25 protein-coding genes are annotated in these 23716 nt (G+C 53.6%); 6 read left to right on the forward strand and 19 right to left on the reverse strand.

Going from position 1 to position 23716, the window contains the following annotated elements:
* Nucleotides 1-12: 12 nt before the first annotated feature.
* The 6 genes from AC1RKG_RS06375 to AC1RKG_RS06400 form a co-directional block, all read right to left on the reverse strand.
* Nucleotides 13-573 carry a sorbitol dehydrogenase family protein gene (locus AC1RKG_RS06375; RefSeq protein WP_048761961.1) on the reverse strand — a complete coding sequence of 187 codons (561 nt, stop codon included), beginning with the start codon at nt 571-573 and terminating at the stop codon, nt 13-15.
* A 409-nt stretch (nt 574-982) separates the two neighbouring features.
* Nucleotides 983-1780, reverse strand: a complete 798-nt coding sequence (locus AC1RKG_RS06380; protein ID WP_044549633.1) for a DNA/RNA non-specific endonuclease — start codon at nt 1778-1780, stop codon at nt 983-985.
* Nucleotides 1781-1945: 165 nt separating this feature from the next.
* The gene (locus tag AC1RKG_RS06385) at nt 1946-3406 is read right to left on the reverse strand and encodes a TrkH family potassium uptake protein (RefSeq protein ID WP_020826191.1); all 1461 of its coding nucleotides are present in this window, start codon (nt 3404-3406) and stop codon (nt 1946-1948) included.
* Between the two features lie 139 nt (nt 3407-3545).
* Nucleotides 3546-3857 carry a hypothetical protein gene (locus AC1RKG_RS06390; protein ID WP_020826192.1) on the reverse strand — a complete coding sequence of 104 codons (312 nt, stop codon included), beginning with the start codon at nt 3855-3857 and terminating at the stop codon, nt 3546-3548.
* Nucleotides 3858-4086: 229 nt separating this feature from the next.
* Nucleotides 4087-4686 (reverse strand): NAD(P)H:quinone oxidoreductase, encoded by a 600-nt coding sequence (gene wrbA, locus AC1RKG_RS06395; RefSeq protein WP_493182383.1) that lies wholly within the window; start codon nt 4684-4686, stop codon nt 4087-4089.
* Nucleotides 4687-4763: 77 nt separating this feature from the next.
* Nucleotides 4764-5381: a LysE family transporter gene (locus AC1RKG_RS06400; protein ID WP_493182385.1), complete on the reverse strand. Its 618-nt coding sequence runs from the start codon at nt 5379-5381 to the stop codon at nt 4764-4766.
* Between the two features lie 68 nt (nt 5382-5449).
* On the opposite strand from AC1RKG_RS06400, the gene AC1RKG_RS06405 reads away from it, so the two are divergent.
* Complete coding sequence (locus tag AC1RKG_RS06405; RefSeq protein ID WP_187962624.1) at nt 5450-6373, forward strand: LysR family transcriptional regulator; 924 nt, start codon at nt 5450-5452, stop codon at nt 6371-6373.
* Here AC1RKG_RS06405 and AC1RKG_RS06410 read toward each other — a convergent pair.
* Together AC1RKG_RS06410 and AC1RKG_RS06415 are read right to left on the reverse strand one after the other, a co-directional pair.
* The gene (locus AC1RKG_RS06410; protein WP_493182387.1) at nt 6357-6827 is read right to left on the reverse strand and encodes a helix-turn-helix domain-containing protein; all 471 of its coding nucleotides are present in this window, start codon (nt 6825-6827) and stop codon (nt 6357-6359) included. The two genes, AC1RKG_RS06405 and AC1RKG_RS06410, sit on opposite strands and share 17 nt — an antisense overlap.
* A 119-nt stretch (nt 6828-6946) precedes the next feature.
* Nucleotides 6947-7522 (reverse strand): helix-turn-helix domain-containing protein, encoded by a 576-nt coding sequence (locus AC1RKG_RS06415; RefSeq protein WP_493182389.1) that lies wholly within the window; start codon nt 7520-7522, stop codon nt 6947-6949.
* A gap of 67 nt (nt 7523-7589) precedes the next feature.
* Here AC1RKG_RS06415 and AC1RKG_RS06420 point away from each other — a divergent pair, with 67 nt between their 5' ends.
* Entirely contained in the window at nt 7590-8504 is a 915-nt protein-coding gene (locus tag AC1RKG_RS06420; protein ID WP_046373961.1) for a DMT family transporter, read from the forward strand.
* Between the two features lie 24 nt (nt 8505-8528).
* On the opposite strand, the gene rutG is transcribed toward AC1RKG_RS06420, so the two are convergent.
* From rutG to rutA, 6 genes are all read right to left on the reverse strand, one after another.
* Complete coding sequence (rutG, locus tag AC1RKG_RS06425; RefSeq protein ID WP_493182390.1) at nt 8529-9848, reverse strand: pyrimidine utilization transport protein G; 1320 nt, start codon at nt 9846-9848, stop codon at nt 8529-8531.
* Nucleotides 9849-9914: 66 nt separating this feature from the next.
* A complete protein-coding gene (gene rutF / locus AC1RKG_RS06430) occupies nt 9915-10442 on the reverse strand; it encodes an NADH-dependent FMN reductase RutF (protein WP_020826200.1) in 528 nt (175 codons plus the stop codon).
* 14 nt (nt 10443-10456) lie between these two features.
* On the reverse strand, nt 10457-11260 hold the full coding sequence (gene rutD, locus AC1RKG_RS06435) for a pyrimidine utilization protein D (RefSeq protein WP_493182391.1): 804 nt from the start codon (nt 11258-11260) through the stop codon (nt 10457-10459).
* 17 nt (nt 11261-11277) lie between these two features.
* The gene (gene rutC / locus AC1RKG_RS06440; protein WP_122078381.1) at nt 11278-11664 is read right to left on the reverse strand and encodes a pyrimidine utilization protein C; all 387 of its coding nucleotides are present in this window, start codon (nt 11662-11664) and stop codon (nt 11278-11280) included.
* A gap of 46 nt (nt 11665-11710) precedes the next feature.
* Nucleotides 11711-12457 carry a pyrimidine utilization protein B gene (gene rutB, locus AC1RKG_RS06445; protein ID WP_262255672.1) on the reverse strand — a complete coding sequence of 249 codons (747 nt, stop codon included), beginning with the start codon at nt 12455-12457 and terminating at the stop codon, nt 11711-11713.
* On the reverse strand, nt 12457-13557 hold the full coding sequence (rutA, locus tag AC1RKG_RS06450; protein ID WP_493182393.1) for a pyrimidine utilization protein A: 1101 nt from the start codon (nt 13555-13557) through the stop codon (nt 12457-12459). The genes rutB and rutA overlap by 1 nt, the downstream gene beginning before the upstream one ends.
* A 259-nt stretch (nt 13558-13816) precedes the next feature.
* On the opposite strand from rutA, the gene rutR reads away from it, so the two are divergent.
* Entirely contained in the window at nt 13817-14491 is a 675-nt protein-coding gene (gene rutR / locus AC1RKG_RS06455) for an HTH-type transcriptional regulator RutR (protein WP_493182395.1), read from the forward strand.
* A 51-nt stretch (nt 14492-14542) separates the two neighbouring features.
* Here rutR and cycA read toward each other — a convergent pair whose 3' ends face one another.
* The 3 genes from cycA to AC1RKG_RS06470 form a co-directional block, all read right to left on the reverse strand.
* Complete coding sequence (gene cycA, locus AC1RKG_RS06460; RefSeq protein WP_187962628.1) at nt 14543-15943, reverse strand: D-serine/D-alanine/glycine transporter; 1401 nt, start codon at nt 15941-15943, stop codon at nt 14543-14545.
* Nucleotides 15944-17311: 1368 nt separating this feature from the next.
* Complete coding sequence (locus AC1RKG_RS06465) at nt 17312-18847, reverse strand: CDP-glycerol glycerophosphotransferase family protein (RefSeq protein ID WP_493182397.1); 1536 nt, start codon at nt 18845-18847, stop codon at nt 17312-17314.
* A gap of 515 nt (nt 18848-19362) precedes the next feature.
* A complete protein-coding gene (locus AC1RKG_RS06470) occupies nt 19363-20187 on the reverse strand; it encodes an endonuclease (RefSeq protein WP_122078391.1) in 825 nt (274 codons plus the stop codon).
* Between the two features lie 149 nt (nt 20188-20336).
* On the opposite strand from AC1RKG_RS06470, the gene AC1RKG_RS06475 reads away from it, so the two are divergent.
* Nucleotides 20337-20534: a hypothetical protein gene (locus AC1RKG_RS06475; protein WP_493182399.1), complete on the forward strand. Its 198-nt coding sequence runs from the start codon at nt 20337-20339 to the stop codon at nt 20532-20534.
* Nucleotides 20535-20624: 90 nt separating this feature from the next.
* Complete coding sequence (gene tolA / locus AC1RKG_RS06480; RefSeq protein WP_201895463.1) at nt 20625-21068, forward strand: cell envelope integrity protein TolA; 444 nt, start codon at nt 20625-20627, stop codon at nt 21066-21068.
* Between the two features lie 13 nt (nt 21069-21081).
* Here tolA and AC1RKG_RS06485 read toward each other — a convergent pair whose 3' ends face one another.
* Entirely contained in the window at nt 21082-21576 is a 495-nt protein-coding gene (locus tag AC1RKG_RS06485; protein WP_122078397.1) for a DedA family protein, read from the reverse strand.
* Nucleotides 21577-21657: 81 nt separating this feature from the next.
* Nucleotides 21658-22896 (reverse strand): MFS transporter, encoded by a 1239-nt coding sequence (locus AC1RKG_RS06490; RefSeq protein ID WP_493182575.1) that lies wholly within the window; start codon nt 22894-22896, stop codon nt 21658-21660.
* Between the two features lie 480 nt (nt 22897-23376).
* On the opposite strand from AC1RKG_RS06490, the gene AC1RKG_RS06495 reads away from it, so the two are divergent.
* Complete coding sequence (locus AC1RKG_RS06495; RefSeq protein ID WP_046373950.1) at nt 23377-23676, forward strand: putative quinol monooxygenase; 300 nt, start codon at nt 23377-23379, stop codon at nt 23674-23676.
* Nucleotides 23677-23716: the final 40 nt, after the last annotated feature.

Here is a 23716-nt window from a genome sequence, read left to right on the forward strand (position 1 = left end):
AAGACTCTTAGATCACAGGGAAGCGTTGACCGCTGGAGGGGGAGCGGTCCACCACAACGGGCCATTGCCGCAGTAGGTGGGAACGATCAGTGCGTCGCTGGCGGGGCGGTACATCAACGCGTCTTTATAGGCAATCAGCTCAGCCGTTTGGCCGTGGCCGACGGTGCCGGTATACCAGGCGGTGATAATGGCGGTCACCAGGGCCTGCAAGCCGGCCTGAATGGCCAGTTGTTGCAGCTGTTTTGCGCTTTGACCCGACTGTAACAGCCCACCAAGCTGCTCAACCTGCGTGGCGAACTGATCATTCTGATTATGTAAGGCCGTAAAAATACGCGCCGACATTCCCTGATCGATGTCCTCATGTTCGCTCAATGTCTGGGATATTTTGAAGAAACGAGCAAACTGCAGCGGGTTGGCCGCCGCGGTATGTTGTTCTGCCAGGCTGAGGAACGGGTAACTGAGCAATGACGTTGCCAGCAGGGTTGAGGCCAGCCCCAGCAGCACTTCCCGTCGACTGAAACCGGTTCCATTTTTGGTCGGTAACTCACCATCGTCTGATAACAAATTTTCCATGTGTTTTTCTCACAAAACAGGTGTTATTGCCAAAGCAGGCAAAAGAGAAGGGGTAAAGAGAGATAAAAAATAATCAACAATGGGATAAATGCATTGTTTACGGTTCTGTATCTAATAATTTGGCGGGATATTAACTTGCCGATAACTTTTCGGCAATAAACTTGCTCAAACGCCCTGATAAAAAAGCACAGAAAGAATAAAAAAGACCGGAGGTGTGGCCGCTTGGCGGGAGAGTGAACGGTGCCGTGGCGGGTATTTAAAGATAATTAATGACGGTAAATAACATTATTTCCGCTATTAGGACGGGTTTAAAACGGGGTATTAATAAGTAATGTTTATATTTAAATCACAGGTGCCGTCATTATATTGACCAATAAAAACCCGCCGTAGCGGGTTATTGGTCATTATTTTAGCTCTTGCAACCCATCAGTTCTGGCAGCACGCCCGGTTTGGCTTTCAGCGAAGCCTGTACGTCGTCGGGCAGACCAGCCCAAATAATCAGCCCGGTGCGTTTCTCGATTTCATTCACCGTGACGCGATATTGGCAGAAATCGGCATTTTTCGGGGTGTTTTGGTCAAACAGAAACGCCGCATAGTGGTTCACTTCCGGGCTGTTATTGATAAAGATGACCTTCCAGTAAGCGCTGGGAATGGTGTGCGCTTTCTGGGTGCCCGGCAATTTTCCCATATTGCGTTCGTACAGTGGGCCGGTCACGGTATACACCGAACTGATGTCCGCCCGGTCAATCAACTTGCGTTCCTGATCTTCCAGCCGTGCCCAGGAGCCCTGGTTAAGATCGGCCATCTGCGGGGTGATATTGGAAAGGTAGTTCAGTGATTCCCAGTCAGAGACGCCCGCCAGTGAGGCCAGCGGCGCTTGATGCCCGCGGTCAACTTTCAGCGCCGCGTTGGCACCGGTGTAATCTGCCGGTACCAATGTATCTGCCGGGTTCAGTGCCGGATCGGCCTTCCAGTTACGGGTTTTCCCGCTGGCCGGCGTGTCTTTGGTGATGTGATAAGCCACCCAGTTGGCGAACTTGGTGGTGCTGTTGTTGTTCAGCGTATAAGCATGGCGGACGATGGACACGTTACTGCTGCCGCCGGTGGGGCAACCGACCGCGCAGTTGTCGATAGATTCCAATGCCTCGGCGGAAGCCTGGGCGGTAAACAGGACGGTTACCAGAGCTAACATCTTGTTAAAACGCATATTCATATCCTCAATAAGTTATAATAACACTGTATGTATTTACAGTACTTGTAACTTATCGCAGTGAAACGAATACAACAATGCAACACATTCACGTTACGAATGTGTCAGCATTGGTACAGCAAGGTGGATTAAAACAGCCTGTAAATGGCGGGCTACAAAGCCTTAAAAACGCCAAAAGGCACGCGAGCACAATATCAGCATGGGGTAGATCTCAAGGCGGCCGAGCAGCATCGCCGCGCACATCAACCATTTCGCCGCATCGCTAAGCGTACCAAACCCCGCGGCAGTTTCGCCGAAACCCAACCCCATGTTATTGATGCAGGCGGCCACGGTGGCGAAAGAGGTCACCAGATCATAGCCCATCAGGTTCAGCAGCCAGATGAAGAAGCAGCTGAAAAAAACGTACAGAAAGAAAAAGCTCCAGACCGACCGTAACACCCGATCGTGAATCGGCGCGTTGCCGACCTTGATGGTGTAAACGGCATTGGGATGCACCAACTGGTTGATCTCATGCCGGCTTTGTTTGTACATGATCAGAAAACGCAGCGCCTTGATGCCGCCGCAGGTGGAGCCCACGCAGCCACCGAAAAAGCTGGCCGCCAATAACAACATAATGGTGTGAGAAGGCATTTTGGCATAGTCGGCGGTGGCCAAGCCGTTATCGGTCATCATCGAACTGGTGAGAAAGAAGCCATGCACGAAGGAGTCCTTGGCGCCGTACATGCCGGAACGGTAAAGCTCGAGGCAAACAATCGCCACGATAATCGACAGCACCAGCAGGAAGAAGCGCAGCTCCGGGTTTTTATACAATGGTTTCAGGCTGCGGCGGCCTACGGCAACGAAATACAGGGTGAAGTTCACCGCCGCCAGAATGGAGAAAATACCGCCGACCATTTCGACCGCCGAGCTGTCGTAATAGCCCAGACTCTCATTGCGGGTGGAAAATCCCCCGAGCGATACGGTGGAAATCCCATGGCAGAGGGCATCGAACCACGGCATGCCGGCAATGCGGAAAGCCACCGTACAGGCCAGCCCCAGACCGAGATAGATCAGCCACAGGTTTTTCGAGGTATCGGCCAGCCGTGGCGTCAGTCGTTCTTCTTTGAATGGTCCGGGCATTTCCGACTGATAAAGCTTGGCGCCACCGATACCCAGCAGCGGCAGCACGGCCACGGCTAACACAATGACGCCGAGGCCGCCGATAAAGTTGAGCTGGGAACGGTAGTAGAGAAAGGATTTAGGTATGCCCGAGACATCGTTAAGTACCGAAGCGCCGGTGGTGGTGATGCCGGACACGCCTTCGAACATCGCGTCCGTCAGGCTGACGTTCAGCGTGTCATCCAGCCACAGCGGCAGGGCGCTGATCATCGAAAACAGCAGCCAGAACATGACGATAATCAGAAAACCGTCCTGGGTACGCAATTGTACTTTGGCCTGACGGGTGCTGAACCAGCCTAACCCACCGAGCGATCCGGCAATCACCAGGGTATAGAAAAAGGAGAAAACGCTTTTTTCTTTATAGAGCAGCGCCACCAGCAGAGGCGGGATCATTGACAGGCTGTAAAGGAAAACTAAAAAACTGCAAAGATGAATAACGACCAATATCTGCTTATTCTTGACCATAATACTTGCGCCCGAGTTGCCTGACGGCAATAAGTCAATTTATTCTTTAAGCCTGAAAGAATAAGGTAGGCGATATAAAAATAACGTAAAAATTTATATCGCCTGAAAGGGTTGGCACGTTTTTTAATCGTAATGGCGATTATTCCAACAGGGTGTTTACGGTGCGACGCACGTATTGCGTCATTTGCGCCAGATCCTCGGGGGACACCGGCCCACCGCCGGCACGTACCACCTGCTGTTCTATTTGAGCAATTTCCTGCTCGACCTTATTGGCAATCTGTACCTTGACGATCTTATCCACCGACGAGAGCAGCACCTTCAACACCACTTTCAGCGCCACATTCTCGCAGAACGAATCGTAGTGATGAACCGCAGGCGGTGCTGCGGGGGGCTCGGGTGCGCGCGGGGCCATAGCCTTGAAACTGTCTACATTTTCAATAATAAGATCCATGTCTCTTATTAGTTCATCAAAATCTTTAGACACTGACTTATTTCCCTTCGCTATGCGCAAAAACAGAACGCCCGTCATCAGGGCAAAGGCCGGTGATTGGCGGGCAGAACGAATTTCGACCGTGACGTTCAGGTAGTGAATGGCAGGCTGAGCGGCATTTTAACCTTGCCGGGGGTTGGCAACAAGATGGGGCCGCAGGAATCCGCGGCCCCATCGGGCAGGTGATAGCTTAACTATTCAGCTTGGCGGTGATTTTCGCTACGTGTTCACCCTGGAAGCGGGCAATGGCCAGCTCTTCCGCACTGGGCTGGCGCGAACCGTCGCCACCGGCAATGGTGGTTGCTCCGTAAGGGGTGCCGCCGCGGGTTTGTGAAACGTCAAACAGCTCGGGTGCTCCGTAACCGATAGGCACAATAATGAAACCGTGGTGCGCCAGCGTGGTCCAGGTTGAGCTGATGGTGTGCTCCTGGCCACCGCCGGTACCGGTGGAAGAGAATACGCTGCCTACCTTGCCGTACAGGGCGCCGGAAGCCCAGAGCCCGCCGGTTTGATCGAGGAAGGTCCGCATTTGGCCCGCCATGTTGCCAAAGCGGGTTGGGGTACCGAAGATGATGCCGTCGTAATCGGCCAGTTCCTGCGGGCTGGCGACAGGAGCCTGTTGATCTTGCTTGCCGCCGGCTTTGGCAAAGGCTTCTGACGGCATGGTTTCCGGCACGCGTTTCAGGGTGACTTCTACGCCACTGACCTTGCGTGCGCCTTCCGCTACCGCATTCGCCAGGGTTTCAATATGTCCGTACATTGAGTAATACAGTACCAAAATTTTCGCCATGTTCCGTTCTCCGCTGTGGTGGATGAAAGAGATGCTTCCTAAGCATAGGAGTGAATGCGGAACTTGGCCTTGTGGCCTTATCTCATCCCGGCTATCGCCAGCAGCGCACCGAAGGCAATCAGCAGGCCACCGAATACCCTGTCTATGCCTTTACGCAGGCGCAGCAGTCGCGCATTGATGCCCGGCGCGGAAAACAGCAGCGCAACGGCGCTGAACCACAGGATATGGGCCAGGGCGATAAACAAGCCGTAGCCGATTTGCACCGCCAACGACGTGTGTGGATTAACCACCTGCATAAACAGGCTGACGACAAAAATGGTGGTTTTCGGGTTCAGCGCATTGGTTAAGAAGCCGGTTTTCAGCGCGGCGAAATCGCTGGCGGCGGTGGGGGTCGCACCGGCAGAAACCGTGGCAGCACCGGCATTACGCAGCATGCTGATACCCAGGTAAATCAGGTAGGCAGCGCCAATCATCTTCAACAGGGTGAATAGCCACAGCGATTGCTGGATCAGCACGCCGACGCCGATCAGGGTGTAGCTCACGTGGATCAACACCCCGGCGCCAATGCCGCAAGCGGTCACCACGCCGGCACGACGGGAAAGCAACAGGCTGTTGCGCGACACCATGGCGAAATCAGGCCCTGGGCTAATGACGGCAAGTAAAGTGATGGTGACGACAGCGATGAGTTCGGTCATAGTAATCCTGTAGATGAATCAGAAGAGAGTGGCTGATTTATAAAGGGAATAGCCGACGGTGACAAACGATGAAAACTGACGATTTCGGTGAGAAAAACTCACGCAAAATAAGCCGGCCACTGTCATTGGGCGGATTGCGATGCTTTGAAGCGGCGGCCAGGCTGGAAAGTTTCACCCAGGCGGCGAACAGTTTAAACCTGACGCACGGGGCGGTGAGTCGTGCGGTCAGGGCGCTGGAGGATGAGCTGGGTATTGCGTTGTTTGAACGTCGTCATCGGCGGGTGTATCTGACGGCCGCCGGGCGGACGTTGTTTCAGGCGTCGCAGCAGGCATTCGGCATCCTGGAGCAGACTGCGCAACAACTGCGGCAGCAGGCACAGGACGCACCGCTGGTATTGTCCTGTGAGCCGACGCTATTGATGCGTTGGCTGATACCCCGCCTGCCTGCGTTTCAGTTGGCGCACCCGGACATCCATCTGCAGTTGGTCGCGGGCGGCGGGCCATTTTCGTTTCACGACGGCATCAGCGCCGCCCTACGGCGCAACGATTTTGACTGGGGCGATAAGCTGCACAGCCAGTGGCTGTTCAACGAGCAAGTCGGGCCGGTATGCAAGCCAGAAATGCTGCCGCGTTTTATCGCTCTCCACGCGGGTCAGCCGCAGTTGAGCCGCGATGCGGTGCTGTTACATTCGGCCACCCGGCCTGATGCCTGGCGGCATTGGGCTCAGCAGCAGAGTGTGTCGCTGGAAGGCTGTCCAGAGCAGCGTTTCGATCACTTTTACTTCAGTTTGCAGGCGGCGGTGGCGGGGATAGGCGTCGCTATCGGCCCTTGGCAGCAGGTGCGGGATGATGTGGCCGGTGGGCTACTGAGCGCCCCCTTTGGTTTTACGTCGGACGGTAGCGGTTATTGTCTGCTGACGCCGCAAGAAATCAGGCCGGGCAGCGCGCTGGCCCGGCTGGCTGACTGGCTGAAACTCAGTGCAGGCGCTTGAGCTTTTGCTCCAGGCGCTGGCGTTGCCATCGGCTGAAGAAGTCGCGTAACAGCAGGGTGCGCGTCGCGCGCATAATCACCGCGATACTCATGCCGGCCATGGCCCAAAGCGACCACAGATATTGCGGATGAGTAAACCAGTTAATGGCGAACAACAGCACTGCGATAAATGCGAACCTCACTATCATGCGCAGCAGCCTGCCTTCTTCCTCCACCTGTCGGCGAATCGCCTGCTCGGCCTGGCCGCTGTCGCTGTTTTCCTGTTGCGGCGGCTGGTTGAGATCGCCAATCTGTAACTCCAGCGCCGCGGCTATCGCGGTCAGGGTTTCCAGGCTGGCCTGCTCGCCATTTTCAAGACGCTGAACGGTACGGGTGCTAAGCCCGGCAATGCTGGCCAATTGTTCCTGAGACCAGCCTTTTTCCAGCCGTAATTGCCGGATGCGGTAAGTTTGCATTGCACGCTCCAAAAATGAACCTTCATTGAGGCCAAGTGTAGGAGTTGAGGCCGTTGACCGCCACGACAGGCGCATGACATCTGTACGACAGCCAGGTGACAACCCGCTGAGTATGCGGGTTAGAAGGTGACGTTGCGGATAAAGCGCAGCGGAAAATCGGTGCGGTTGGCGTAGGCGTAGTGCTGATCGCTGTTGAACACCTGGGTTTGGCCGGCGTTCAGCGTCAGGGTTTGCTGTTCCAGCACCAGCGTCAGGCTGCCGGTAATCACGTAGATTATTTCACTCCAGCCTTCGGCATCCGGCACAGAATCGTAGTGCTCGCCGGGCATCAGCGTCCATTCCCAAAGCTCAACCCGCTGTCGAGCAGGCACGCTGGCGGCAAACAGAGCCTGACTTGCCGGCTGTACGCCTTGCCATGCCAATTCGCCGACCAAATGGCTGCCGCGCGCTTCGGGAGCCTGGATCAGATCGGTGAAGGCGATATTCAATGCTTCGGCCAATTTGTCCAACACCGCCAGGCTGACGTTGCGGTCACCGGCCTCGATGCCGGCCAGCATGCGGCGGCTGACGCCGGATTTTTCCGCCAGCATCACCTGGCTTAGCCCCGCCTGCTGGCGATAGCCACGCAGGTTGCTGCTCAGGTATTGCAACACCTTGGGCGCTTCATGTTTACCGCTGTTCACTGTATTGCTCATCCCAGGGCTTTACCTCATACTGGCAGGATCTGTGCATTATATTGCACCCAGCAGGAAGGGCAAGCCGGTGTCTGCAGTAAAAAAATCCTCTATTTTCACTTTCATTCCCACGATAAAGCGGCAGGAAGCGGTGCTGATTTTCATCACCATGATCTGGGGCGGAACCTTTCTGGCGGTCCATCTTGCGATGCAGGTCAGCGGGCCGTTCTTCTTCGTGGGTTTGCGCTTCGCTGCGGCTACGCTGGTGCTGACGTTATTCTCCCTGCGCAGCTTACGCGGATTGACCTGGTATGAGCTGAAAGCGGGCGTGTTTATCGGTATCGCCATCATGTTCGGTTACGGCCTGCAAACCGTGGGGCTGCAAACCATCAGCAGCAGTCAGTCGGCGTTCATCACCGCCATGTATGTGCCGATGGTGCCGTTATTGCAGTGGTTGGTGCTCGGACGTTTCCCCGGCGTTATGGCCTGGGTCGGCGTGTTATTGGCCTTCAGTGGCCTGATGCTCTTGGCAGCGCCAAGCAGTGCCGATATGGCGCTTAGCATCGGCGAGATCCTGACGTTGATTGGCACGCTGGGCATGGCTGCCGAGATCATTTTGATTGGTGCCTATGCGGGCAAGGTTAACGTTAAGCGGGTGACGGTGGTGCAATTGGCAACGGCCTCGTTGGCGGCGTTTCTGATGATGGTACCGACCGGCGAGTCGGTACCGCCTTACAGCAATTACCTGCTCTACAGCGCAGTCGGTCTGGGGCTGGCTAGCGCCATCATTCAAGTGACGATGAACTGGGCGCAACGAAGCGTTTCGCCGACGCGTGCCACAGTCATTTATGCCGGCGAGCCGGTGTGGGCCGGGCTGGTGGGACGCATTGCAGGCGAGCGTTTGCCGGGCGTAGCGCTATTGGGTTGTGCGCTGATCGTATTGGGCGTGCTGGTCAGCGAAATGCGTATTCGACGTAAAGCAAAGGCGGCGTTGGTTGAATAAGGCCCGGCAAGCCGGGCCGCGGTGCTAACGGGTAGCGCTGTCCGCCAGTGGCAAGATTTTACGGTTGCGCAATAGCGCATTGAGGATAATGGCACCGAAAGTGGCGGTGCCAATGCCCCCCATGGTGAAGTTGCCGAGGGTTAACGCAAAGTCCCCTGCACCCAACACCAGCGTTACCGCCACCATAATCAGGTTGCCGTTATCCCCCAGATCAACCTTGTTCTGCACCCAGATGCGCGCGCCGGCGACGGCAATCAAGCCGAACACCACGATCGAAGCACCACCCAGCACCGGCCCGGGAATAGTGTGGATCAATGCACCGAACTTGGGTGAAAACCCCAGCACAATCGCTACCGCTGCGGCGGCGACAAACACCAGCGTGGAGTAGATTTTGGTGACCGCCATCACCCCGATATTTTCGGCATAGGTCGTCACTCCGGTGCCCCCGACCGAGCCGGAAAGCATTGTCGCCAACCCGTCGCCGACGAAGGCGCGACCGATATAAGGGTCAAGATCCCGGCCGGTCATGCCCGCCACCGCTTTCACATGCCCGAGGTTTTCCGCCACCAAAATGATCGCTACCGGGGCAATCAGGAGCATGGCATGCAGGTTAAATACCGGGGCGGTGAATTGCGGCAGACCGAACCAAGGGGCCAGGCTCAGTGCGCTGTAATCTACCGGTTTGCCGAGGCCGAAACCGTTGGTCGCCACGACGTAAACCAAATAGGCGGCGATCAGGCCAACCAGGATCAGCAACCGCTGCATCAGCCCGCGGGTAAAAACCGCCACCGAACCGATACACAAGATAGTGACCACCGCCATCCAACTGTCAAAATGGGAGGCTGAAACGCTGCGCACCGCAATGGGCGCCAGGTTGAGGCCAATAGCCATGACCACCGCCCCTGTCACTACCGGCGGCATCAGCCGCTCTATCCAACGGGTGCCAACGCTCATCACCACGAAACCGATCAGCATATACACCAGCCCGCAGGCGATGATGCCACCGAGGGCAAGGGCAATATTGGGGTTGGCGCCCTGGCCGCTGTAACCGGTCAGGGTGATGACCAGCCCGACAAATGCCGCGCTCGAGCCGAGATAGCTCGGTACCCGACCGCCGACCACCAGAAAAAACAGCAGCGTGCCGATACCGGACATCAGAATGGCCAGATTGGCGTCAAAGCCCATCAGCAAAGGCATCAGCACCGTAGCACCAAACATCGCCACCGCATGCTGCAAACCCATCACCAACGTCTGGGTCACTGGCAGCCGTTCATCGGGCGCAACAACCGCACCGTCCAGATTGCCTTGCTTCAGCCGCCATTGGGGAAACCAGGTATTCGCCATCGTCATCTCCAAAATATTGAGGTGCAGGTTAGGGTTACAGATGCGAGCGTTGCGGCTACGCGCCGATCATTGTTTCAACAGCGAGTGATAACGCCGGTCAAAATAGGCCAGGCCGTGGCTGTGGTCATTGCGGGCCAACGCCACCGCCTGACAGAACAGAATGTCGTGGGTGCCGACGCTGACAATCTGGCTGATTTGGCAATCGAAAGAAGCCAGCGCGCCGTGCAAAATCGGGGCGCCGGTCACCAGCGTAGACCAGCGAGCGGCGGAGAATCGCATGTCCATCGGCGTTTTGCCGCCGAACAGATTCGACAGCGATTCGTGCTCTGCCGCCAGCGTATTGACGCACAGCGTTTGGTTTTGCTTGAACACCGCATACACCGACGCCGAGCGGTTCAGGCACACCAGCAACGTGGGGGGCGTGTCGGTGACGCTGCATACCGCAGAGGCGGTAAAACCGGCGCGGCCTGCGGGGCCGTCGGTGGTAATGATATTCACCGCCGATCCCAGGCGGGCCATGGCATCGCGGAAGTCTTGTTTTTCTACGTACGCTGGTTGCAGCGGTGCATCGGCAAACCCTGTTTGGCTTTGCATAAGGTGTCTCCGGGCTAGAGGGCGAGGCTGCTGCTGGCGTTCGGCGTTTTCAATAGCCAGTCCAGCAGGGTGCGGTTGAAAGTTTCGCTGTCGGTCACGCTCATCGCATGGCCGCCGTAGGTCATCTGCGCCAGCTCGCCGTTGGGCAGGCTTTCCGCCAGCTGATGCGAACAGAGATAGGGCACCAGCAGATCGTCGCGAGCGCACAAGGCCAGGGTTGGTGTGGTGATGTCCGCCAGGTGAGGGCGGAAATCGGTATTGATCAATGCATTCAGGCGGCGCAGCAGGTTTTCTGTGCCCTGAAAATGCGCGGTTTGGTGCTGCAACTCTTCACCTAGCAAGGCTTCGTGCTGCGATAGCCAGTCGGCGGGGAACAGAAACAGCGGCTGGGCGCGCACATAGGCTTCAACGCCGATGTTAAGCAGCAGATCCTGTCGGACGTGGAAGCAGCGCCGGGTCTGACTGTCCAGCGCCGGCCAGCCGTTGACCACCACCAGTTTTTCCAGCAACTGCGGCTGGGTGAGCGCCAGTTGCAGGCCAATCATGCCGCCCAGTGCGTGGCCGACGAAATAACAGCGTTCGATACTGAACGAACGCAGCAGTTGCGCTACTTCATCCGCCATATCGGCCATGCTATAGCCGTCCGGTACCACGCCTTTGCTGCGGCCGGTGCCATAGTGATCGTAAATGACCACCCGGAAATGCCGGGTTAGCGCGTCAATCTGCGGTTGCCAGAAGCTACCCGAGCCACCGAGGCCTGCGGACAGCACCAGCGTCGGCGCCAGTGGCGTATCTTTTCCCAAAATCTCAAAGTACATGCTCGATCCTCAATGGCTCAGCGGCCGATATGGGCCACTGTGGCGATTTCAATCAATGCGTCCGGCTTCACCAGCCCGCACTGAATGCAGTAGCGGGCCGGTTTATCGCCGGGAAAATACTCGGCATATACCTGATTGATGGCGGCATAGTTTTGCCAGTCGGTGAGAAAGATCGAGTTAAAGGTCACGTCGTCCATGCTTCCACCGGCGGTTTCGATCACGCTTTTGATGGTCTCCAGCACGTGGCGTGTTTGTGCCGCGGCGTCACCGACGTGAACGACGTTATTGTCTTTATCGAAGGCCAGCGTACCCGAGACATACACCACGCCGTCGGCCAGGGTGCCCGGAACAAAGGGAGCCAGCGGTTTGCCGCTGCCCGGTGGAGTGATCACTGTTTTTGGCATTGTCGCGCTCCTGGTGAAGGTTGTTTTGGGTTTAAACAGGCAAAACTCATGCCGTCTGGCTAAGCGGAGCGGCGAGAACGTCACAGAAACTGTCGACGTCCGACACCCAGCCGAAAAAGGTTTCGATGTTGTACAGCGCCGCCTGTTGGGCGAACGCCGGGCCGGCCTGGTGGGTGGCGTCGGCCAGCACAATGCCGAAATACTCGAGGAAAAAGCCGTCGCGCAGCGTGGATTCCACACAAACGTTGGTGGCGATGCCGGTAAACACCAGATGGTGAATGCCGTAAGAGCGCAGCAGGCTGTCGAGCTGGGTGTTGAAAAAGCCGCTGTAGCGCGGTTTCGGCAGCACGATATCGCCAGGCTGTGGTTGCAGTTCATCCACCAGGTCGTAGTCCCAATCGCCTTTGGCCAGCAGCTTGCCCATCAATTCCGGGCGCTGGCGCATGGTTTTCAGCGCGTTGGACTTGTGCCAGTTAGGTGAGCCTTCACCGCCGGCTTCGACGTACTGATTGTCCCAGCCGTTCTGGAAAAAAATCACCTTAATGCCCGCGGCGCGCGCGGCAGTGATGGCACGCTTGACGTTGGCGATCACCGGGGCGGTGGTCGAAACGTCGAACCCGGCCAGATCCAAATATCCCCCCTGCGAGGCGTAGGCATTTTGCATATCGACCACGATTAATGCGGTTTCCTGCGGCGCAAAGGCGATGGCCTCAGGACGGGCGGGCAGGGTGACCGTCGCTCCGCCTTGCGGTGACTGGCGGCGTACCACCGGTTGGGTTTCAACAATTTTCATCATGCCACCTCACGGCTTGCTGCAGTTTGTGGGCAAACGGCTGCCCGGCTTTTCATCAGGGGTTGAATGCGTTCGCCGAAGTCTTCTACGCCTTGCACGAAGTCGTCGAAGGTCAGCAGCACGCCTTCGGTGCCGGGCACGGTGGCGATTTCATCCATCATGCGCGCCACGTTGGCGTAGGAGCCGACCAGCGTGCCCATGTTGATGTTGACGGCGGAAGTGGGGTCGGCCATTTGGCGCACATTGGTGTCGGCGCCGGATTTAGTGTCTTTGCCGCTCTGCTCGGTGAGCCAGGCCAGGGCTTCGGTATCGGCCCCGGCTTTATAGCTTTCCCATTTGGCGCGGGCAGCCTCGTCGGTTTCATCCGCAATGATCATAAACAGCACGTAGCAGGCCACGCTGCGGCCTTCGGCGTCGGCGGCAGTTTTCAACCGGGCAGCCGTCGGTGCGAAAGCGGTGGGGGTGTTGACGCCTTTGCCGAAGCAGAAGTTGTAGTCGGCGTATTTGGCCGAGAAAGCCATGCCCGCATCGCTTTGACCAGCGCAAATCACCTTGATGTCCGCCTGGGGTTGCGGGCTGACGCGACAGTCGTCCATCTGGAAAAACTCGCCCTTGAAATCGGATTTTCCGGTGCCCCACAGATCGCGCAGCACCCTGACGTATTCCGCCAGATAGTCGTAGCGACGACCAAAGTACTCGTCACCCGGCCACATGCCCATCTGCTCGTACTCCGGTTTCTGCCAGCCGGTCACCACGTTCAGGCCAAAGCGCCCATCGGAAATAGAATCAATGGTGGAAGCCATACGCGCGACGATGGCCGGCGGCATGGTAAGGGTGGCGGCGGTGGCGTAGATCTTGATGCGTGAGGTTACGGCAGCCAGCCCGGCCATCAGGGTGAAGGACTCCAGGTTATGATCCCAGAATTCGGTTTTGCCGCCGAAGCCGCGCAGTTTGATCATCGACAGGGCGAAATCAAAGTTGTAGTGCTCGGCCTTCTGCACGATGGTTTTATTGAGTTCAAACGTTGGTTTGTACTGTGGGGCATTGCTGGAAATCAGCCAGCCGTTGTTGCCGATCGGAATAAATACGCCAATTTTCATTTGAATACCTCGGGTCAGTGAAGGGGACAATCACAGGCTGCTTGCCTGAACCAAAGCAAACCCGATGCCATGTTTTAAAATTGATTATTTATCAATTTGTTATGGTTTATTTGGTGACCGGTTATTGAGTGAATGGTCCAAAACAGACCATTTGGTCAAAATTATCTGCACAAAAAACAGGCGCGCCTGCTCATTAAAGGTGCAAAAGATCCCCCGGAAGGGGTAGGTAAAAGCGTGGGTTTCATACCAGGGCTTTGCTATGCTGGCCGGAGTCAGATTGTGCCTAGGAGCCGCAGTGAAGCCACAAGCCGTTAAACCGCCCACGCGCCGCTCGCGTGCGGTAGCTGCAAAACGCAGTACCATCATGGATGCGGCGCTGGAGTTCTTCTCGCTGTACGGTATTCATGGCACCAGTCTGGATCAGGTGGCGGAGCGCGCCGACGTTTCCAAAACCAACCTGTTGTACTACTTCCCCTCCAAAGAAGAACTCTACGTAGCGGTGCTGAAAGGCATTCTCGATGTCTGGCTGGCGCCGCTGAAAGCGCTGCGCGCCGATCAGGAACCGTTGCAGGCCATTCGTGAATATATACGGCTGAAGCTCGAGGTCTCGCGCCATCATCCGCAGGCTTCACGGCTGTTTTGCCTGGAGATGATCCAGGGAGCGCCGTTGCTGAAACAGGAATTGCAGGGTGGGTTGAAGATGCTGGTGGACGAGAAGTCCGCCATGATTGAGCGTTGGATTGCCGAAGGTCATATCGCGCCGATAGAGCCGTATCACCTGATTTTTATGCTGTGGGCGACCACTCAGCACTACGCCGATTTTTGGGTCCAGATAGAAGCTGTAACCGGGAAAACGTTAGAAGATGAGGCGTTTTTTCAGCAGACGGTAGAGAACGTGCAGAGGGTGATTATCGACGGAATACGGCCGCGCTAGGCGCCAGGAGAGGGGATATTCAGGGGGATAGCGAACTATCCCCCTGTGGGGTTAGGCAGCTTTCTTCTTACGCAGGAATACGTAAGACAGGCCCAGGATCACAAACCACAACGGCGTGACGATCAGCGCCTGGCGGGTGTCATCGCGCAGCGTCAGCAGCACCAACACAAACACGAAGAACGCCATACAGACCCAGCACATCAGTTTGCCGGCCGGCATCTTGTAAATCGATTTCTGGTGCAGCGCCGGACGCTTCTTGCGATAAACCAGGTATGAACACAGGATGATGGTCCAGACAAACATGAACAGGATCGCCGAGACGGTGGTCACCAGCGTGAACACGGTCATGACGTTCGGGATCAGGTAAATCAACACCACACCGCCCAGCAGGCAGATACAGGAGAAGGTCAGCCCGTTAGCCGGCACTGCCCGCTTGGACAGATTGGCGAACGACTTGGGCGCATCGCCCTCCTGCGCCAGACCGAACAGCATGCGGCTGGTGGAAAACACCCCGCTGTTGGCGGAAGAGGCGGCGGAGGTCAGCACCACAAAGTTAATCACGCTGGCTGCCGCCGGCAGGCCAATCAGCACGAACAGTTCCACGAACGGGCTCTTGTCGGCAACCACAGAACTCCATGGCGTGACCGACATGATAACGATCAGGGCGAACACGTAGAACATGATGATGCGGATCGGAATGGAGTTGATGGCGCGGGGCAGCACTTTTTCCGGATCTTTGGTTTCAGCCGCGGTGGTACCAACCAGTTCGATACCGACAAAGGCGAACACCGCAATCTGGAAACCGGCGAAGAAACCGCTGATGCCTTTCGGGAACATGCCACCGTCATTCCACAGGTGTGAGAACGACGCGACGGTACCGGTAGGCGACTGGAACTGCATGGCGATCATGACCAGCCCGGCGACGATCAGCCCGACAATGGCAACGATTTTGATCATCGCAAACCAGAACTCCATTTCGCCAAACATCTTCACCGTCGCCAGGTTAAGGCCCAGCAACAGCAAGACGCACAGCAACGAGGCGATCCATTGCGACAATCCCGGGAACCAGAACTGGGCATAGGCGGTGATCGCCACCACGTCGGCAATGCCTGTGACCACCCAGCAAAACCAGTAGGTCCAGCCGGTAAAGAAACCGGCCCAGGGGCCGAGCAGGTCGGCAGCGAAATCACTGAAAGATTTGTATTCCAGATTGGAGAGCAGCAGCTCGCCCATCGCGCGCATCACGAAGAACAGCATAAAGCCGATGATCATGTACACGAAGATGATGGAGGGGCCGGCCAGACTGATGGTTTTGCCGGAACCCATAAACAGACCCGTACCGATGGCGCCACCGATGGCGATCAGTTGAATATGTCGGTTAGTTAGGTTTCGCCGTAGATGATCTTCTGACGCAGGCGCGGTGTCTGTGGCTATTTTAGAGTGATCTACCATCTGATGATGTCCTGTTTTACCTGTCATGAGTGAAATAGCGAGCTCTGAAGTGGCTCTTTTTTATACGATTATCCGGTTGGCCCGGCTTTAGTAAGGTAGTGCAATAACGCCACCTTTGTGCAACATGTTTACAACATTTATGCGAGGGATAAAAGTCGATTGTTCTTTACACCGAGGAGGCAAATCGGACGTCTTGGGGGCGGAAGATTACTCCTCGTCGTAGCAGATTAACAGCCCTGATCTGACTTATCTTGTTGATATAACAGGGTCTTGGAAATATCGCATGAGAAAAACTAATGGGTGTAAGCGTTTGACGTCGAGGGGGCTGAAGAGAATAGTTTACGTCGTTGGGGGGTGAGCTCCGTCGGTAGAGCAGTTGACTCTTAAGCAATGGGGCACTGGTTCGAAGCCTGTACGACCTGCCAACAAATCATGCGGTTAGCGAGGATTTTTATTTTTCGGTTTTTCTCAAACGCGCAGATTTGAGACGCGCTTCGCAAAATACGTATCAATTTAGCGTGAATGTTCAGTTGAGTGATCTGGCGCAAACTGGGTCCGTCCCCGCCTATTTTTTTCCGCTTCATCCCGTCGATTTCCCGCAAAATTGATAATGGGACTCTTGCTTGAATTAATCCGCTGCCCATGTGTGTCAGTAGTCATAAAAACAGAAATTCTTAGTATAGACACTACCGTTTGTACCAATGATAACCGTAATAATCGTGATGGTAGGACCCTAGTCATAGTACGTATCGATGCTTGGAGGAAGATGGCGGCGCCTCATATTTCGGGATGTTGCCCAGGAAGGAACGGAGGAACGGAGGAATGGAGGTCGTCCCTGGCCTTTGCGGGATGACTCTACTGCCTGTGGCGAGTACGGCATCCGATGGATACATGGATAGCAAGTCTTAACAAGGAGTCGGCTAGATGATCAAGGTGGTGCCACAATCATTTCCTTTGACGCTCTTGGGCATTTTGCTACCCAGTGGCCGAATAGAGGTACCGGGGAAGCTCTGGGATCTCACCGTATGGAGTAGGAAAAGGGTCTGGTGATTTTCGCGAAGTTTTCATGATGTGTAAAAACTACATGCCTATTCCTAATAAAAAAATTTGATAGTGGAATTTTCGATAATTTAATACGTACGAATATATTTTTTAATGTAAAAGGATAATTGTTTTTTTTTGCTAAATATTTAATTTAAAACTTAACGAATTTCTGATGAGATATTGGTATTGAGGTGGGGTAGAGAGAAAAGTAATGTACTACAAGAAAATAGGGTAATGAAAATGGCGACATTAGAAATAGTCGTATACCCATCGCCCTCTTGCTAATTACGCGCCCTAACTATGGGCGCGACAAAGGTTGATTTTTTACAAATTCGTTTTTATATCTTTTGCAATCAGATTATGCACATTGCCTTTATTCGGAAGGGTTATTTCCTCCAGGCTTTCGATGGCAGTTTGTTTTTTTTCTAAAGTTCCATTTTCAAATTTATTAACTATATTTTTAACGTCGATAAAATCCTTGGCGATATGACTGCAATTAACAGCAATTATACCGATTTCATTAAATTCAGCGTGATTTTTGTTTTCCAGGAAAATAATTGGCTTATGGAAGAGTGGATACTCAACCAAGAATGATATGCCATCAGTTACCATAATATCAGACCATTTGAATGAGTCTATGTAATCATGATTGTAGTCAATGCTAGTATTGTCTAATGAATTCCAGCGAGCAATGAATTCTTCAACCTTGTTTTTTGTCTCTTCTGATTTTGCTTTCATATAGTCAAAAAGCGCGGGATGGGGCCTCAACATAATGTTTATTTTGGGGTTTTCTTCTGCAAATGTTAAAAAGTCAAAATAGTTAACATCGAACGTCCCAAAAGATAGCCATCCATCATCAATACTATGATGTGGGGCCCAAAGAATATTTATTTCTTTATGATTTGTTTTTTCTTTAGAGTATTCAATCATTTGTGTGTGAATGAAGTCTAGTTTTGGGTGGCCGATATATCTTGCGTTAATCCCTCGCAGGAGCGAGTTTCGGCACAGCTCTTGATACGCATACTCGGTATCACAATAAATTCTCCAACTGTTATTGTGAAGCGCTTGGTTTGATTGAAAATCAAAATCAGTACCTGACGACATGTTTTTTACTATATTTATAGCATAGTAAGGAATATAGCATATTTTTGCGAAATTTATTTTTTCGGCGCTAAATCCATCAGGGATATCATTATCCCATGGTGATTGTCTAAAGATAACGTCGGGGGCTAGCGTCGTTAGTATTGTAGCTATATCTTTGTCATTACTCGTGCTTACTCTCATGTGGTTAACGCCAATTTTCGCTAACGAATTACTTGTTTCGGTTTCTCCGGTATAGCCATCTACCCCAGGAAATGAACGAGGAATGCTGGCTATTATCACATTTAGATCTGGATCAGCAGACAAGGCATAGTATATGTTCGCTACAGAATACCATGTATTCATGTTGTGAATTAAAAATAAAACAGTTGGCGTTTTATTTCTATGATTTTGTTTTTTTGATATTATATTTAAAGTTTTATTAATGTGTAGTATTTTTTTGTTGATGTTATCTTTCATTTCAAGTAATGAATGATTATTCTCTGGGGTCGCGCTTTCTAGTTTTTCTGATAACCCAATTAATAATTCATTTATTTTGTTTAAGTTATCTGCGGTGTTTTTTGACTCATTACTTGAATTTTTGGTTTCATCAAACAACTGTGAAAGCAGTTCTCTGTTTTTTTTGTTTTCGCTAAGTATATCATTTTTTAAAGTGTGAATTTTCTCATCTAAATCCACTATCATATCTTTGCTGTGATGGAGAGCCGCGTCAAACCTTTTAAAAAAAGGAGCCAGTAGATAGGTCGCTATTTTATTCATTATTCATCCTTTCCATAATATCACTATCCAAAAGCTTGCTAAATTAGCATAAATTCAGCGATAAAAATACGGAAAAAATGTAAATGTAAGCGTAAATATTAATGCATGTCCATAATCTATCATTAGTTTTAAAATATATCGTAGAAATATCTTCCTTATCTGCGGAGGAGCCCGCTGATAACTTAGGTGCGTTTCTTTTTAGCTTGGGCAGTGGAATACAAAGTGAGCCAATGACGTGGCATAAAGCAGCTTGTCGGCAGACAGTTCAGCATTACAGCAGATGCTGTATTCATGATTACCTCGTGAAGGCAAGGGGTTGGCATTAGCGCCAGTTAAGGCCGATTTTGAGCCGTGTTTCTTAAAAAACGCCTCAATTTAGCGTGAATGTTCAGTTGAATAATGTAGTACACGTTTAGTTTTCCCTCATTTATTTACCTCGATCTCTTACCACCCATTCCCTGCAAAATCGATATTGATAGTGAAATTGTGACGGGTTGAACCCGCTTACGCAGGGGTCAGGGCGTATCAATCAAGTGAATGTGCTCACGGCTTTCATGGAATAACCGCCGACAAAGAATACGGTAACAGTCTCGATCGAACTCATCGGCCGGGAAACTGAGTTTTTCGGCTGCATCCAGCGACGGTGCCGTACCGAGGTAGAACCAGTTGCTGATGACATGAAAAGCTTTAAGTGGCCCTTGTCGTTCCTCAATGGCGATCCTGCCGGGGAATGGCCAGTGCCGCACCTGGGCCTGCTCCAGGGCACCAAGCAGCCTGCTCTGGTGCGCTTGCGGGGTCTCTTTGCCGCAGCATACTCCCGCGCATTTGCCTAATTGATGGCGAAAGCAGGGTTGTCCGGGGCGTCCTTTTTCAATATCCAGGTACGTCAGACAGAGCTGCTCCCGATCGGCAATATCGATCAGAAAATCGACGGCCGCCGCACGCCGCAGAAACAGGCCGTACAAGTTAGGCGTCCGGGAAAAGTCTAGCGCATCGCTGTATACGATTCGCGTTTGGGAGTCCTGTACCTGCAGCGCGCATAGCCGGCGGATTTTACGCAGCCGCTTGTTGTAGAGCGGGCTTTGCTGTTTCACCAGGGAGGATTCAAGCAGCAGCGCACCAATCTCCCCCACGGTTTCGATGCAGGTTATGCGGCGGGTGGCGGCAAGCAACCGAGCTTCGCGCGGATTGCGTAGATGAGACTGAACGCGGCGGCGGATGTTGACGCTCTTGCCTATGTAGAGGGGATAGGTGCCGTTGTCGCCGTGAAAAAAATAAACCCCGCATCTCTGCGGCAGGTTGGCGACCTCACCGGTCAGATGTTCAGGGTATTGATACATGGGCTATCAGAAACTCACTGCTTATAGGGAAGTGGGGCATCACGCCAATGATAATATTTTCTTATTATAATTCACAGCCGGCTTTCAGCTAACGCTAAGAATTGAGATTTGTTATCATTTGCGAAAATTTTTTCTATAGGGAGATAGAGATGCGTAAAGCGCTAATAATGGCTCTGGGTGTGATGGTACTGTCAGGCTGTGCGGGGCAACAGGACGACGAGTCGCGTAACAAGGCCTCTGCAGACCAGGCCGCTGGCAAAGAGTGGAAAGCGTTCGTCGCGCCTTTATCCGTCAAAACACAATCGCCGGGCGAGCGAGAAATGAAGCGCGCAACCCGGCAGAACTGATTTACGATAAAGCCCACTTGAGTGGGCTTTTTGCATTCTGAACAGGCCCCCGTCAACAGCGGATAGGGCGGTTTTAAAAGGAAGGGAATCATGAGAAAAGTTAATTCAGGATCGGAAACTCGCCTGTCGGCAGTATTGCTCGTTATCGCAACGCTGTTGTTAGCGGGCTGCTCGGGGACGGGCACTGCGGCTAAACCTGAGGTTTCAGGAGGCGAAGTCGATGACCTTTTCGCTGGATTGGAAGGTAAAACGGCGCCAGCACCTGGGCAAGAGATCAACCGATATATCGCGCAGATCGCAGCGGCTATTCAAAGTCATTTTCAATATGACAGCGTCTACGCCGGCAAGGAATGCTCATTACGACTCAAGTTGGCTCCGGATGGCATGCTGTTAGATGTCCGGGCTGAAGGCGGTGATCCCGCACTTTGCCGTGCGGCTGTAGTGGCAACCGCAAATGCCAGCTTTCCCAAACCCCCGACACCGGCGGTTTACGCTGTGGTTAAGAATGCCGCGTTGGAATTCCGTCCTCAATAATCGAGAGCGGCCATTAAAACAGCTGACCGACAGACATCAGAGCCACGGCCCACACCCCGGCAGACAGCGCACTGGCGCAATAGACCTGCTTGCGCGGCAGGGCAATCATGCCGGCAACCAATGGCACGGTATAGCGCATCACGGCCAGAAAGCGCGATACAAACAGCAGCGGGATCCCGTTGTTCTGTAACGCGGATTGCGCCTTGTTCAATGCGCCACGGTATCTGACCGGCAGCCAGTTCCCGCTTTGGCGCTTTTGAAGCCATGCGCCGCAATGGAAAGACAAAACGGAGCCGAGCAGGGCACCCAGGGTTATCGCCGCCCAGACATGAGCATCGGCCAGCACCGGCTTGCCGGCGACAATGCCTAACATCAACGTCACCGATGCGGGCGGCAGAACCGAAGAAATGAAAATGACCGACTTGCCCAATGCAAACAGAAAAATAAGCAGCAACAGGAGACCGGGCTCCGGGCCGTATTTGGTGATAATAGCGGTTAATGTCTCCATGGATGACCCCCAGAAAATGTAGGGTCAGTGTCTCATTCACCGCTTCAATATAAGCTAAATCGAATGGGCTTCAGCCCAGGCTTACCCACTCACCTGAGCCTGATGCTCGGTGCTCTGCGTAGCCCACCCTTTGAGTGCAAAAATCAGCGCGGCGCACAGCAAAGAGAAAATTGCCAGTACGATCAGGCCGGCATGCGGGCTATCGAAGCGCAGTTCTGCCTCGGTACGGATTAGCGGCGCCAGGAAACTGAACAGTGCGCCCAGCGTGGTGCAAAAACCGATGCCGGCCGCCAGCGCCGGGCCTGAAAGTATCTGCGCCGGTAAGGTCCAGAATATCGGCTGCACCGCCAGGAAGCTGACGGCGCAAAAGCACAACGCAATAATGGCAACAGTCGGCCCGGCATAGGAGGAAACAACCAATCCCAGTGCGGCAATCACCATGCAGCCGATGGCAATGGGCAAGCGGCGGGCGGTTTTGCGGTCGGCATAACGCGGGATGTAATAGACCCCAAATGCAGAAACGGCCCAGGGAATTGCCGCTACCAGTGATGCCTTAAACCCGATATTGGTGCCCATCAGCGAGGCCACCTGCGAGGGCAGGAAAAACAACAGGCCATACACGCCGACCTGAATGGTGCCGTAAATAAAAGCCAGGTGCCAAACCTTGGAATTTTTCAACGCCTCTTTCACGCTGCTGGCCTCGGTATTTGTTTGCTCCAGGGCCAACTGTGCCACCAACGCCTGCTTCTCTTCCGGGTTAAGAAATCGCGCCTTGGCCGGGCTGTCGTCAAGATAGAAATAGGCGAAGATCCCCAACACGACGGCCGGTAAACCTTCCAGAACAAACATCCAGAACCAACCTGGCTGCCCCAGCACGCCGTGCATTTCGAGCAACGCACCAGAAATGGGCGAGCCCAGGGTCAAGGCCGCGGGAACCCCGAGGACAAAGATACCTATCACTGAGGCTCGAACCTTATTGGGAAAATAAAGGGAAGCCAGCAACAGGATACCCGGGTAGAAGCCAGCCTCGGCCAACCCCAACAGGAAGCGCAGGGCGATAAATTGATATTCGTTGCTGACGAAACCGGTGCAGGCGGACAAGGCCCCCCACACTGCCGTGGTGGCGCTAAGCCAGACTTTTGCCCCTAGTTTGTTCATCATCAGGTTGGCTGGAATGCCGAAGATGGCGTAAGCCGCGAAGAAAATCCCTGCACCCAATGCGAAGGCGGATTGCGACAGGCCAATATCCACCGACATTGCTTCCTTGGCAAAGCCTACGTTTACCCGATCGATAAAGGCGACGAAATACAGAGAGAACATCAGGGGGATTAATCTGCGCCACGTTTTTTTAATCGCTGAATTGAGCGCGGAACTGGTGTTGGTCGTATTACTCACGGGGCTACCCTCTCAAACAGGTTGAACGACTGGGGCCGGCGGTGTAACGCCGGCAGCTTGCCTGCACCTATTGCCACTGCGGAACATTCACCGTCGGTTTTCAGTTTTCACCCAAAGGTCTAAAGGACTAATGGTCAGGCCTTTGTGGGCAAAAAAAATCAGCAATGAACGCTATCCTGGCCTGTGCAGCCACGGAAAATCTGTTAATAGAAACCAAAAATTGACAATTGGTTAACCTGAAATTCACACATGGCCGGTCGTGATTCAAGCCTGCTGATGAATATCTGTGCGCGTAATCACTGAATGACAAGCTTTGAATTATCACCGCGATTAATGAAGGTAAAGTCTGGTCTTCGAGGGTAGAGTGGCCACCCATGACAGATAAACTGAAAGAGAAAAGACGCCATGCTAAAGGTGATTGCTGAAGATTTTATCAAGCACGACCGTATTGAAACGGTGTTGCCGCTGTATCGCGAATTGGTAGAGAAAACCCGTCAGGAGGCGCTGTGCCTCTCCTATGAGTTGTTGATTGACCATCAGGATCCGGGGCATTTTATTTTCGTCGAGGAGTGGCCCGATCGGGCAGCGTTGGACACGCATTGCCAAACCGAGCATTTCAAGCGCCTGGTGCCTTTAATCAATCAGCATCAGAGCAAGCCTTGTACCTTTTTGTTTATGCAGCCTTTTCCCTCAGACGAGGGTTAACCAGGCAAAAAAATCCCCGCAGAGCGGGGTCAATGGCTTC

It is taken from the genome of Serratia sp. GW822-FHT06D09 (genome assembly GCF_058799515.1).

Bases quoted from the DNA above. Each gene is read 5' to 3' on its own strand.
- AC1RKG_RS06375 (WP_048761961.1), bottom strand. From the start codon at position 573: ATGGAAAATTTGTTATCAGACGATGGTGAGTTACCGACCAAAAATGGA.
- AC1RKG_RS06380 (WP_044549633.1), bottom strand. From the start codon at position 1,780: ATGCGTTTTAACAAGATGTTAGCTCTGGTAACCGTCCTGTTTACCGCC.
- AC1RKG_RS06385 (WP_020826191.1), bottom strand. From the start codon at position 3,406: ATGGTCAAGAATAAGCAGATATTGGTCGTTATTCATCTTTGCAGTTTT.
- AC1RKG_RS06390 (WP_020826192.1), bottom strand. From the start codon at position 3,857: ATGGATCTTATTATTGAAAATGTAGACAGTTTCAAGGCTATGGCCCCG.
- wrbA (WP_493182383.1), bottom strand. From the start codon at position 4,686: ATGGCGAAAATTTTGGTACTGTATTACTCAATGTACGGACATATTGAA.
- AC1RKG_RS06400 (WP_493182385.1), bottom strand. From the start codon at position 5,381: ATGACCGAACTCATCGCTGTCGTCACCATCACTTTACTTGCCGTCATT.
- AC1RKG_RS06405 (WP_187962624.1), top strand. From the start codon at position 5,450: ATGAAAACTGACGATTTCGGTGAGAAAAACTCACGCAAAATAAGCCGG.
- AC1RKG_RS06410 (WP_493182387.1), bottom strand. From the start codon at position 6,827: ATGCAAACTTACCGCATCCGGCAATTACGGCTGGAAAAAGGCTGGTCT.
- AC1RKG_RS06415 (WP_493182389.1), bottom strand. From the start codon at position 7,522: ATGAGCAATACAGTGAACAGCGGTAAACATGAAGCGCCCAAGGTGTTG.
- rutG (WP_493182390.1), bottom strand. From the start codon at position 9,848: ATGGCGAATACCTGGTTTCCCCAATGGCGGCTGAAGCAAGGCAATCTG.
- rutF (WP_020826200.1), bottom strand. From the start codon at position 10,442: ATGCAAAGCCAAACAGGGTTTGCCGATGCACCGCTGCAACCAGCGTAC.
- rutD (WP_493182391.1), bottom strand. From the start codon at position 11,260: ATGTACTTTGAGATTTTGGGAAAAGATACGCCACTGGCGCCGACGCTG.
- rutC (WP_122078381.1), bottom strand. From the start codon at position 11,664: ATGCCAAAAACAGTGATCACTCCACCGGGCAGCGGCAAACCGCTGGCT.
- rutB (WP_262255672.1), bottom strand. From the start codon at position 12,457: ATGAAAATTGTTGAAACCCAACCGGTGGTACGCCGCCAGTCACCGCAA.
- rutA (WP_493182393.1), bottom strand. From the start codon at position 13,557: ATGAAAATTGGCGTATTTATTCCGATCGGCAACAACGGCTGGCTGATT.
- rutR (WP_493182395.1), top strand. From the start codon at position 13,817: ATGCTGGCCGGAGTCAGATTGTGCCTAGGAGCCGCAGTGAAGCCACAA.
- cycA (WP_187962628.1), bottom strand. From the start codon at position 15,943: ATGGTAGATCACTCTAAAATAGCCACAGACACCGCGCCTGCGTCAGAA.
- AC1RKG_RS06465 (WP_493182397.1), bottom strand. From the start codon at position 18,847: ATGAATAAAATAGCGACCTATCTACTGGCTCCTTTTTTTAAAAGGTTT.
- AC1RKG_RS06470 (WP_122078391.1), bottom strand. From the start codon at position 20,187: ATGTATCAATACCCTGAACATCTGACCGGTGAGGTCGCCAACCTGCCG.
- AC1RKG_RS06475 (WP_493182399.1), top strand. From the start codon at position 20,337: ATGCGTAAAGCGCTAATAATGGCTCTGGGTGTGATGGTACTGTCAGGC.
- tolA (WP_201895463.1), top strand. From the start codon at position 20,625: ATGAGAAAAGTTAATTCAGGATCGGAAACTCGCCTGTCGGCAGTATTG.
- AC1RKG_RS06485 (WP_122078397.1), bottom strand. From the start codon at position 21,576: ATGGAGACATTAACCGCTATTATCACCAAATACGGCCCGGAGCCCGGT.
- AC1RKG_RS06490 (WP_493182575.1), bottom strand. From the start codon at position 22,896: ATGTTCTCTCTGTATTTCGTCGCCTTTATCGATCGGGTAAACGTAGGC.
- AC1RKG_RS06495 (WP_046373950.1), top strand. From the start codon at position 23,377: ATGCTAAAGGTGATTGCTGAAGATTTTATCAAGCACGACCGTATTGAA.